Here is a 10,323-nt window from a genome sequence, read left to right as displayed (position 1 = left end):
GCAGGCGGCGCAGGAAATACGGGCTCGACGAGCGTCCAGAGTTCGTTCGGCACCAGTTGATCGACCATTCCTGGACCCTACTCCTCTCCGTTCTGTCCATTGCGGGCGTGTCCGCTGGTCGATAGGAGTTGTGAGGCGGAGAGCTCGAGCGCATTGGTTTCTGGACAACCGGCGCGGAAGAATAACGTTTGTAGGGCCAAGAGGATGTCCGCGTCCCGGCCCCTGGGGCGACCATGAAAAGCACTACCGGTGACTCGGTACATGACATCTCCGAGTGTGTAGTCCGCTTGCCAAGTGGTTTCGGCCGGGGAAAGATCTCGCTGCACACTGATAATGCCTGCACGAGTCAGATCCAGTTCATTGATGCGAATCTCCACCTTGGGTTGATTTTACAGTCAAAAAAGAAGTAAAGATTGATTTGATTGTCAATCAAGAGAGAGGAAATGGGGGTGAATAGACCGTCGTGGACAGAAGAACTGACGGAAAATCCCTCAGTTCTGTCTCGTGTCTCCCCCGGTTCTATCGTGTCGACGGAAACCTGGAACCTGCGGCTGGGCACGTATTTTCGACAGAATTGAGGCATCTCTACGACAGAACTGAGGGATTCCAGAGGTGGAACCGAGGCATCTTGAGGTTCCCACCTCGGTCGGTCCAGTCCGGTTGCAAAGACAGCGTACCTCAGCCCGCCTGWWWCAGGCGGGCGTATTCATTCGGTGAGCGGTCTTCCAGAGAGCTGTGTGGGCGAACCTCAGTGTAGTCCTGGTGCCAGGCAGCCACGATCAGGCGGGCCTGTGACAGGGTCTGGAACCAGTGGAGGTTCTCGACAGGCTTTCCGGGCCGGTTGAAGTGCTGAATGATGCCGCGCTCGTGGGCCCACTGATCCAAAGCCTTGCTGATGAATTCTGGGCCGTTGTCGGTGACGATCATCGCTGGCTGAGCRYGCTCAGCCAGCACCGTTGTCAGCAACCGGGCGACATCTGCACCYGTGATCGAGGTGCCGACATGCATGACCAAGCACTCCCGCGTGAAGTCGTCTACGACGTTCAGGAGGCGAAACCGCTGACCTGAGGCAAGCTGATCAGACATGAAATCCATACTCCAGCGCTGATTGGCCGCAGAAACCGCTGGTTTCTGCATCCGCTCACCAGCGGCCAGCTTCTTCCGGGCCTTGCGTCGCACCGCCAGCCCCTCGGCTCGGTAGATCCGGTACACCCGGTTGTGGTTCACCAGTTGCCCTTCTCGTTTGAGCAGGACGTGCAGGCGACGGTAGCCGAAGCGCGGTCGTTCTAAGGCCAGGACGCGTAGACGGGTCTTCAGGGCCTCGTCTTTTTCCTCTCCAGGGCTGTTGTGCCTTTGAGTGGAGCGCCAGAAGCCCAGCTGACGGCAAGCYCGCCGTTCCGTCACCCCAAAGCGCTGCCGTACAARGCCCACCATCTGCCGTTTCAAAGGCGTCTGGGACTGTGGCGTTGCATCGGGGTTCACCATTTTTTTGCGACCACTTCCTTGAGCACCTGGTTGTCGAGGGACAGGTCCGCCACCAGCTTCTTCAGGCGGCGATTTTCTTCCTCCAGGAGACGAAACCTTTTGGTTTCGTCCTTCGTCATTCCGCCGTACTTTGCCTTCCAGCGGTGGATGGTACTGACCGCGATGCCATGGATTCGCGTCATCTCAGCCAGAGACTGACCTCTATCGACCTGTTCAAGAATGCTTAGAATCTGCTGCTCGGTGTACCGTTTTCCTTTCATCGCGCCTCCAGATTGCCCATCTTGTCGCAATCGGAGTGGACAAGAATGCTTAGAATCTGCTGCTCGGTGTACCGTTTTCCTTTCATCGCGCCTCCAGATTGCCCATCTTGTCGCAATCGGAGTGGACCGAGAAACAGGGGTCACGTCAGCTCTCCCCAGAGTTTCGCCGTGGCCGGCCGGTCACGTCACTCAGAGGCGCGCTCGCCGATCAGTCGGCGCTGTATGGTGTGCTGAGCATGCTCCAGACGATGGGCGTGGTGTTGCGGGAAGTCATCCGACTCCAGGACCCAAAGTGACGCGTCTGTCCACAGCAGCAGGACAGTGAACGGCCCCAGCCTTCCCCACCGCCACCTCTCCACTCCCGAAGCACGGATGACTGCCCCGAGCATCTCTCAGCCTCCCCCCCTGCACCCTAAGCCTTCCCTGGCGCTCCCTAACGTCTCCATGGCTTCCACCCTCACGCCCCTCGGCGCCTGGACGGCTGTGACGCACGCCATTTCTATTCCAGTTGACCTGAACAGCGTCTACAACTCTTCCCCTTTGACAAGGAGTTCTGAGCATGCCCCGACCGATCTTGCCCCTCCTGCTCACCGCACTCCTCCTCGCCGCGTGCGGGCAGACCCCCTCCTCAGTGCCGAGTCCGACGACCCCAGGAGCCACAACTCCGGGCGCATCTCCCCAGCAGGCCCTTCCTGGCGTCTTCCAGATCGACTTTGGTGGGGTAGGCACGTCCACCCCCACCAGCCAGGTCCAATCCATCCAGCCAGGCGGTCTGAGTGCTCAACACCTCATCAGTGCGCCGGACCAATTTAGCTTCACGCGGGACAACATCCAGACCTTCGTGGACGAGAGAAGGGGAATCCGGCATATCCGTGTGTCCTACTACGTCACGAACACGTCCTCTCAGACGCTCCGCAACCCAAGGTTCATGGCCGTGGTCCCTCAAGGCAGCACGACGGATAGTGTGTTCACGAACGTCCGGTATTTCGATGACTCGGACGCGAGTGCCGCCATCCCTAAACTTCAACTGACCCAGGCCAAAGTTTATACGACAGGCAGTGGTGCGGGTTCTGACATACTCACGAATTTCTTCGTCACCGGTCAAGACGTGAGTCAGGTCGACATCACCGGGAAAGGCATCAAGACCCTCACAGGGAGTGGTTGGTGGTTCGCGCGGCTTCCCACCTACCTCCCTGGGACCCATACCATCAGGTCTGGGAGTGGCACCCTGATGCACCCCGGGGACAACACCATGGTGACCTTCGGCGTGGATGTCCCCGTGACGCCAGCGGCCGAGGGCGGCGCGAAGAAAGATCCCTTCAGCTTCTCGCTGAACGTGACTGCCGTACAGGATGGTCTACCCAGCTCGGCGCTCAGTTCGGCCGTCAAGCAATGGGACAACGTGACTCAGACCTACGGGAATTACGTGCAGTTCCCAACGATGACGTACAAGGAGAACGGCACAGCCATCACCCGGAGCCTCCCGGCGTATTACGACATCAGCACGCTCGATCCCTCGGGAACGTCGAGGGTCCTGTGTGGGGGTGACGCGAACATGAGCGTGACGAATATCAGCACAGCGAGGTTTCCGGACCGGTGGCGGGTGCAGCTCCTCTCGATGGGAGAGCACAAAATCAATGTCTTTGAGGGGACCACCTGCCCGACGGATGGCACGCCGATCCTCAGTCAGACGGTGACTGGTGTCGTGAACATTGGGAACACTATCGCTGCGGGGCTAAATCATAGTCTGGCGTTGACAACGGACGGAGAGGTCCAAAGTTGGGGCGCCAACCAATTCGGACAACTGGGGGACGGTACCAACACCAACCGGACGACGCCCGTCTTCGTAAGAGACCTGAACGGGGTCCTGAGTATCGCTGCGGGCAGGGCTCACAACGTCGCCCTCCGGGCCGATGGGACCGTCTGGACCTGGGGTAATAACATGTACTGGGAACTGGGAGACGGGACCACCACGTCGCGGAATACGCCCGCTCCCGCGAGTGTGGTTTCCGACGTGGTGAGCGTGACGGCGGGCGGCGATCACAATTTGGCGGTGAAGGCGGATGGGACCGTCTTCACGTGGGGCGATGACGTCGGGTATCAACTCGGGGATGGGACAGTGAGTGGGACTACCCGTCTCGCTGGGGGAGAAGGACACAGTTTGGCGGTGAAGATGGATGGGACCGTCTTGGGCTGGGGCGATAACGGCGCTGGGCAGTTGGGCAGAGGGACGACCGGCAGCGCTTTCAGGACGCCCAGCCTGGTGAAGGGCCTGAGCGGAATCACGAGCATTGCAGGGGGCTCTGAGCACAGTTTGGCGGTGAAGGCAGACGGCACCGTGTGGAGCTGGGGCGCGAACCGCTTTGGAGAATTGGGGGATGGCACGACCACCCTGCGGAATACACCCGTTCCTGTGAGCGGTCTGAGTGGGATCAAGAGCATCGCAGCGGGCCGAGGGATCAGTTTGGCGTTGAAAATGGACGGCACCGTTTGGGGGTGGGGGGTGAACAGCGGTGGGCAACTGGAAGACAAGGTCATGACACCGAGGACGACGCCGGTGAGTGTGCTGAGCCTCAGCGGAATCACGAGTATCGCTGCGGGCACCCATCACAGTCTCGCGCTGAATAAGAATGGGAGGGTCCAGAGCTGGGGCCTCAACAACGCCGGGCAACTGGGAGATGGGACCACGACGGAGCGCTCCACACCCGTCATCGTGAGTGGCTTGGAGACGATCGCACAGCCGACGCCCTGAGAAGTGGAGGTACGGGCCGATGCTTGAGCGTCACTTTCTCCTCTGATGTGGGGGGATGCTGTTCATGTCGGATGCACCGTGGCCTGGAGGGGACTGCGAAGTCACCATGATTGAGCACTGGACGCCGCTGGGCGGTTGTGTCCAGGCCGATCGCTGAACGAACGAGAGGAGGCCAGGAGGACCACCCTCCTGGCCTCCTCTCTGCCCCTGTCCCGCTTACTTTCGAAGCGCCCCAGGCACCGTGACGAGCTGCTAGCCGTCCTCGAGTTGGATGAGCACGTTCTTCCCGCCCTTACCCTGGCCGATACCGATTGCCAGCAGGAAGCAGCGCTGGCCGACGGGTTCTCGGTCTCACCCTCGAGCTTCACCGTGAGGTTCTCGCCGTCCGGTATGACGGGTGAGGACGACAGCGGTCGTGAGTCCCGCCCGGCGTACAGCGAGGTCGAACGTATGCCCAGCCGCTTCGACCTCGAGCACCTCACTGTCCGTGACCCGGCTGATCTTACGGGCGAGAGCGTCTTTGTTTTGGCCTGGATCAGGAGCTTTGCCATGCGCAGGATCAGGCCCCAGTCACGGGGGCCAGGGCTTAAGCAGGCCAGCGCAGGAGGGATTCCGCAATCGCCGAGCGGGTGCACATGTCCACTTCGCGCACCATCGCTGCAATCTCAGCGTCACGCGTCGCGAGTTTGAGGCGGTTGACGCGGGGAGCCTGGCTGATTCCTGGCGCATGCAGCCGGGTTCTCCCGCGTACTGCACCGACCTGGACGCTGCCACCCTTCGATCTGCGCTCGCCCGCGCCGACAGAACACGCATGCTCCACGACCAGGTCGCTGAGATCCAAGCGGTGGATACGCCCAAAACCGGAATCGACATGATCAACGGCATCCAGATCTACCGCGATATCACCAAGTCATCCTCTTGACTGCCTGCGGTATGCCGACTGGACTTGATAGATGGTCCGAAACGACTGTGGGCGTGAAGCCTCTGTAGTGACGAAGCTCTGCTAACTTCCCCCGCACTTCAGGAGGCCTCCGGGCCTCTTTTTCTGTTGCTCCGTGCCCGGCCCACCAGAACCGCCCAACCGCTCACGCCGTGTCGTATTGCCTAATGCATGCACAGGTAAAGACTGACGCACGTCTTCTGTCTAGATCTGTCCAAACGGATCCCTCTTCTTAACAGCCGGCGTGCGCTTTCGCCAAGGTGTCGCACAGTCCAGGTTAGGTCCAGGAAGAAGACCGTCATCCGAATGGCCTAGGCGCACACCTCCCGCTCGACGATCAGTGTGCTGCCGTCACGGCATCCCACGAGTTGAGTCAGGCTCAGGAAGAAGATCCGGAAGAAGTAGCCACTCGAATCGCCTAGACAAACACCCACCACCTCGCGACCGGCCCGCTCCCTCCTCAGGTAACCCCCCTTGTTCTTTTCCGAGGAGGGTAGGTCAGGATATGCGCGGTGCGGCTGTGAACTGTCCCTGCTCGACCTGGTAGCCCAACTCTTAGGTAGATATGACGTACTGAAAGGCATGCATGCCGATTATCTGCGGAGTTATGGGCCGCAATCCGGGAGATCCCAAGTTTGGCTAACATCAACCACCAGCAGGTGATTTCTACAGCGCGTTACAACAAGATGATCGTCCTCACTTCTGCTCAGGATGTAGCAGCAGGGGCCAGGAGTTCCAACGTGCGGTGCTGGTGCTCTTCAGCAACGGCAAGATTCACCAAGATAAGCTCATCAGCCTTCACTTCCTGGACCAACTTCTCAAGACCACTGACCACCCCTGACTGCGTGCCTACAATGGTGCGGTCAAGCATGCCCAGAATCTGCTGCGCCTGAGGATGCCCCCGTACCGCTCTCAGCTCCTCTGCACTCAGAGATCTTCCCCGTCCCAGGAACGCCTGCAGCCACCCATCTTCTGCCTGCCTTCGTTGATCGAGCGCCGTATTCGCGTCGTCCGCCGCAATCACGTTCACCGCAGCGATGAAGTGCGGTTTCGCCTCCAGCCCGGCGAGCGGACCGTTGGCATCGAAGGTCTCCCGGTAGATCCGGGCCGCCTCATTGAGCGCTGCAGGCGCAAAATGCGAAGCAAACGCGTAGGGCAGGCCGAACTGGGCAGCCAGTTGTGCGCCGAACAGCGACGACCCAAGGATGTAGAGCGGCACATGCGTCCCCGCACCGGGGTAGGCGTTCACGCCAGCAATCCGCGAATTCCCGCTGAGGTAGCCGTGCAACTCGAGCACATCGTTAGGGAAACGGTCGGCTTCGCGTCCATCGCGCCGCAGCGCGTGCATAGTGGCCCCGTCCGTGCCGGGGGCGCGGCCCAGACCCAGGTCGATGCGGCCCGGATAGAGCGTCTCCAGCATGCCGAATTGCTCCGCGATCACCAGCGGCGAATGATTGGGCAACATGATTCCACCCGACCCCAACCGCAACTTCTCGGTCTGCGCGGCCACGTGTTGAATCATCAGAGAAGTTGCGGACGAGGCAATGGTGGGGGCATTGTGGTGCTCGGCAAACCACAGGCGGTGATACCCGAGCCGGTCGGCGGTACGGGCCAGGCGCACACTGCGGGCGATGCCTTCAGCGGCTGATTCATCCTTATTGACCCTTGTAAGGTCGAGCAGCGACAGTGGAACAGTAAGAGTCATAGGGCATCCTCCAGAGAAGTGGATGGAACTGTACGGTGAGCGAAGCCGGCATTCTCAGGGTGGAGGGAAAGCATTCAGGGGGTGGTGTGGCCTGCATTAGGGTCGCGGCAAGCCGAGGGCAAGGGTGGCCTAAAGTTCAGACCACCCCGACCATGACCGCTGACCATGTTGAGAACGCCTGTTGGTGATTGCTTCGGCTCGTCGTGGTGGAAACGCTGGTGCGGGCATGAGGGTGAGAGCGGTGATCTCGGCATGCAACCTCACACCTTCTTGCGCATGTTTCCGTCGTTTGAATCGGGAGTGCCGGTTGTGCTCTAAGACGTTCTTCCAACGGCGTTGGAAGCGTTCACAGCTGAGGCGAGGCGAGCGCCGAGAATGCCAATGTTCATGGCGGACTCTTGGGAGTGTCTGAGCGGTTATACCCAGTCTGAATAAGGGGGCGGAGGCGCCTGACATCATCTATAGACCCTGCGCCTCGGATCCAGGCGACGGCTGTCGTGGCCAAGAACAGATCACGCGACTGCACCTCAGGACGGACATGGCCTTGCCGTTGAGCCGCCTGGAGGAACTCGTCTGTCATCGCAATCAACTGATCGCAGGGATAAGTGAGTGGACTGTCTGGTGCGCTTGCCCGAGCCGCTGCCATCAGGGGTTCAGGAAGACCGTTGAAGACATTGAGATAATCCTCCAGGGCGCGCAACCATTGCTGCAGAGCCTCATCCGGGTCTGCTATCTGGATCAGGATTGCGCGACGTGAGACCAATTCCTGGGAGTGGAGCTGTAGGACTGCCGCCAGCAGAGCCTCGCGGGTCGGGAAATGACGGTAGAGCGTCCCTGGTCCGATTCCAGCTTCCTTGGCAATGGCGTCCAGTGACGTGCCGATGCCGTGCCTCTGGAAATGACGCTGTGCTGTGTTCAGGATGGTCGCGCGGTTGCGGATGACGTCGGTGCGGAGTTTGCGTGGGGGCCGAGATTCCGTAGAGATCAGTCCTCCTTATCAAAGGGAGTGGGCGTAGCTTGACAATAAGGAGACTATCTCCTTATTGTTGAAAAAGCAAACGGAGGCCAATTCCGTTTCAATTTGGCTTTTTGGAGACCTTGTATGACCTCACACCTCCCTCCTCTCCTGTGGCTTCTTTCATGATTGCTCCACCCCTCTCCGCTCCTGTGACCACAGGCCAGGACGCGCGCAACCGTGCCATCATCTTGGTTCTCCTGATCGCTGCGTTCGTCGTCGTACTGAACGAAACCATCATGAACGTGGCACTGCCGACCCTCATCAACGAATTTCGTGTCACCGCAGGCGTCGCGCAATGGTTGACCACTGCGTTCATGCTGACTATGGCCGTGATCATTCCCATCACTGGCTTTCTGATGCAGCGCCTGTCCTCCCGCACTGTGTTTTTTCTAGCCATGGGGACCTTCACTGTAGGCACCCTTCTGGCGGCCATTGCCCCCACCTTTGGGGTGCTTCTATTGGCGCGGGTGGTGCAGGCGGTCGGCACAGCCATCATGATCCCGCTCCTGTTCACCACAGTCATGACGCTGATCCCCGCCGAGCGACGTGGCGCCGTGATGGGCAGCATCAGTATCGTCATCGCCGTCGCCCCCGCCCTGGGGCCGACCGTGAGTGGACTCATTCTCCAGTCCATGTCCTGGCGGTTTATGTTCGTGTTTGTCCTGCCGTTCGCCGTTGCCGCCCTGATCTACGGCGCGCGGACACTTGTGAATTTCAGCGACCCACGGCGGCTGTCTCTGGATGTCGTATCGCTGCCTCTCTCAGCCGTGGGGTTTGGTGGACTCGTCTACGCGCTGAGTCGCTTAGGTGAATCACCGGCGGGCCTCAGTGACCCCTTGGTCGGCATTCCGTTGGCGCTCAGTGTGCTGAGTCTCCTCCTGTTCGTCTGGCGGCAACAGGTGTTACAACGCCGGGACATGCCGCTGCTGGATCTTCGCGCATTGCGCTATCCCATGTTCACGTTGGGCGTCGTGCTGATCATGCTGCTGGCCATCGTCTTCTTCGGCGGCGCCATCCTGCTGCCCCTATACCTCCAGGAGGTTCGCGGCCTGAGCACCCTTCAGACCGGGCTCCTCGTCCTGCCTGGCGGAGTATTGATGGGTGTGCTGGCACCCACGATCGGACGGGTGTACGACCGTCATGGCCCGGCTGTGCTGGCGACTCCAGGGGCGATTCTCCTGACCCTGTCGCTCTGGAGCTTCAGCCGGATCACGGCGGAGACCGGTACACCGGTACTGTTGGCCCTGCACCTCGTGATGAACGTCGGGCTGGCCCTGACATTCACCCCACTGTTTACGGCCGCGACCAGTCCGCTTCCTGCCCGCCTGTACTCCCACGGTAGCGCCATCATGAACACGTTCCAGCAGGTCGCCGGTGCAGCGGGGACGGCCCTGTTGATCACGGTGATGACTGGACAAACCACGCGTGCGCTGGCCGAAGGGATAGCGTTGCCGCTCGCCCGCGCAGAGGGGGTGCGAGCCGCCTTTGGGATGGCCACTGGCACGGCTCTGGTCCTGACCTTGCTGGTAGCGTTTATGCGCCGCGTCTCTTCGCCGGATGGAGCGGATGGCGACACGGCAAGCGTTCACGCCGGGCACTAAGCTTGGGCGATCGCTGGCCGAGGTTACACGGGTTCATAATGCCGCGGTCAGTCCAGTCCGCCGCTCGAAGGCGAAGTAAGAGGAGAGATCTAAAATGAAAGTTGGAGTTCTCGGTGTTGGCAGTATCGGTAAAATTATCGCGCTGAGAACAGCGGCAGCAGGGCATGACGTCAAGGTCGCCAACTCGCGTGACCCGAAGACAGTGGCAACCGACGTTCTTGCCACTGGTGCCCGTGCACAGTGGACAAAGGACGTTGTGAAAGACATTGACGTTCTGATCCTGTCGATTCCATTCTTTAGAATGCCTGCGCTAAAGCCACTGATTGCGGACCTTCCTGAAGAAATGGTCGTGATTGATACCTCAAACTACTATCCAGGAAGAGAAGGCTATTACTCAGAAGTTGCACCTCGCATAGGACAGTGAATAGCCGTGCTGGCCGAGAAATTCCGCGTTTTTCGTGAAGAGGTGCAGCAGGCGGTTGAGATACAGCTCCGGCTGGAGAGCGAGCAGCGCACGACGTGCGCTGCTCGCCAGCGTTTGGCCCGGTTGTGCGTCCAGCAG

Annotated in this window: 8 protein-coding genes; 4 read left to right on the top strand and 4 right to left on the bottom strand. The window is 60.1% G+C overall.

Going from position 1 to position 10,323, the window contains the following annotated elements:
• Positions 1-678: 678 nt before the first annotated feature.
• Positions 679-1,485 carry an IS3 family transposase gene (locus tag ASF71_RS15420; protein WP_082506096.1) on the bottom strand — a complete coding sequence of 269 codons (807 nt, stop codon included), beginning with the start codon at positions 1,483-1,485 and terminating at the stop codon, positions 679-681.
• Positions 1,479-1,745 carry a transposase gene (locus ASF71_RS25860; protein WP_056301980.1) on the bottom strand — a complete coding sequence of 89 codons (267 nt, stop codon included), beginning with the start codon at positions 1,743-1,745 and terminating at the stop codon, positions 1,479-1,481. The genes ASF71_RS15420 and ASF71_RS25860 overlap by 7 nt, the downstream gene beginning before the upstream one ends.
• A 559-nt stretch (positions 1,746-2,304) precedes the next feature.
• Between ASF71_RS25860 and ASF71_RS15405 the strand changes: the two genes are divergently transcribed.
• Positions 2,305-4,497 carry a hypothetical protein gene (locus ASF71_RS15405; protein ID WP_056301974.1) on the top strand — a complete coding sequence of 731 codons (2,193 nt, stop codon included), beginning with the start codon at positions 2,305-2,307 and terminating at the stop codon, positions 4,495-4,497.
• Positions 4,498-5,224: 727 nt separating this feature from the next.
• Positions 5,225-5,419 (top strand): hypothetical protein, encoded by a 195-nt coding sequence (locus tag ASF71_RS23980; protein ID WP_056301968.1) that lies wholly within the window; start codon positions 5,225-5,227, stop codon positions 5,417-5,419.
• A 724-nt stretch (positions 5,420-6,143) separates the two neighbouring features.
• Here the strand turns inward: ASF71_RS23980 and ASF71_RS15390 are convergent.
• The gene (locus tag ASF71_RS15390; protein WP_056301964.1) at positions 6,144-7,142 is read right to left on the bottom strand and encodes an LLM class flavin-dependent oxidoreductase; all 999 of its coding nucleotides are present in this window, start codon (positions 7,140-7,142) and stop codon (positions 6,144-6,146) included.
• 385 nt (positions 7,143-7,527) lie between these two features.
• Positions 7,528-8,061, bottom strand: coding sequence for a TetR/AcrR family transcriptional regulator (locus ASF71_RS23020; protein ID WP_255354756.1), 534 nt, complete (start codon positions 8,059-8,061; stop codon positions 7,528-7,530).
• A gap of 221 nt (positions 8,062-8,282) precedes the next feature.
• On the opposite strand from ASF71_RS23020, the gene ASF71_RS15380 reads away from it, so the two are divergent.
• Both ASF71_RS15380 and ASF71_RS23015 read left to right on the top strand, forming a co-directional pair.
• Entirely contained in the window at positions 8,283-9,761 is a 1,479-nt protein-coding gene (locus ASF71_RS15380) for an MDR family MFS transporter (RefSeq protein WP_056301960.1), read from the top strand.
• A 94-nt stretch (positions 9,762-9,855) separates the two neighbouring features.
• Positions 9,856-10,185: an NAD(P)-binding domain-containing protein gene (locus ASF71_RS23015; protein WP_082506094.1), complete on the top strand. Its 330-nt coding sequence runs from the start codon at positions 9,856-9,858 to the stop codon at positions 10,183-10,185.
• The last annotated feature ends 138 nt before the right edge of the window (positions 10,186-10,323 follow it).

Origin of the sequence: Deinococcus sp. Leaf326, assembly GCF_001424185.1 — a bacterium.
Classification (GTDB): Bacteria; Deinococcota; Deinococci; order Deinococcales; family Deinococcaceae; genus Deinococcus.
This window is presented reverse-complemented; position numbering and strand designations above follow the sequence as displayed.

What these genes read in the sequence shown, in the direction of transcription:
- ASF71_RS15380 (WP_056301960.1), top strand. Translation starts at nt 8,283, where the DNA reads ATGATTGCTCCACCCCTCTCCGCTCCTGTGACCACAGGCCAGGACGCG.
- ASF71_RS15390 (WP_056301964.1), bottom strand. Translation starts at nt 7,142, where the DNA reads ATGACTCTTACTGTTCCACTGTCGCTGCTCGACCTTACAAGGGTCAAT.
- ASF71_RS23015 (WP_082506094.1), top strand. Translation starts at nt 9,856, where the DNA reads ATGAAAGTTGGAGTTCTCGGTGTTGGCAGTATCGGTAAAATTATCGCG.
- ASF71_RS25860 (WP_056301980.1), bottom strand. Translation starts at nt 1,745, where the DNA reads ATGAAAGGAAAACGGTACACCGAGCAGCAGATTCTAAGCATTCTTGAA.
- ASF71_RS15405 (WP_056301974.1), top strand. Translation starts at nt 2,305, where the DNA reads ATGCCCCGACCGATCTTGCCCCTCCTGCTCACCGCACTCCTCCTCGCC.
- ASF71_RS23980 (WP_056301968.1), top strand. Translation starts at nt 5,225, where the DNA reads ATGCAGCCGGGTTCTCCCGCGTACTGCACCGACCTGGACGCTGCCACC.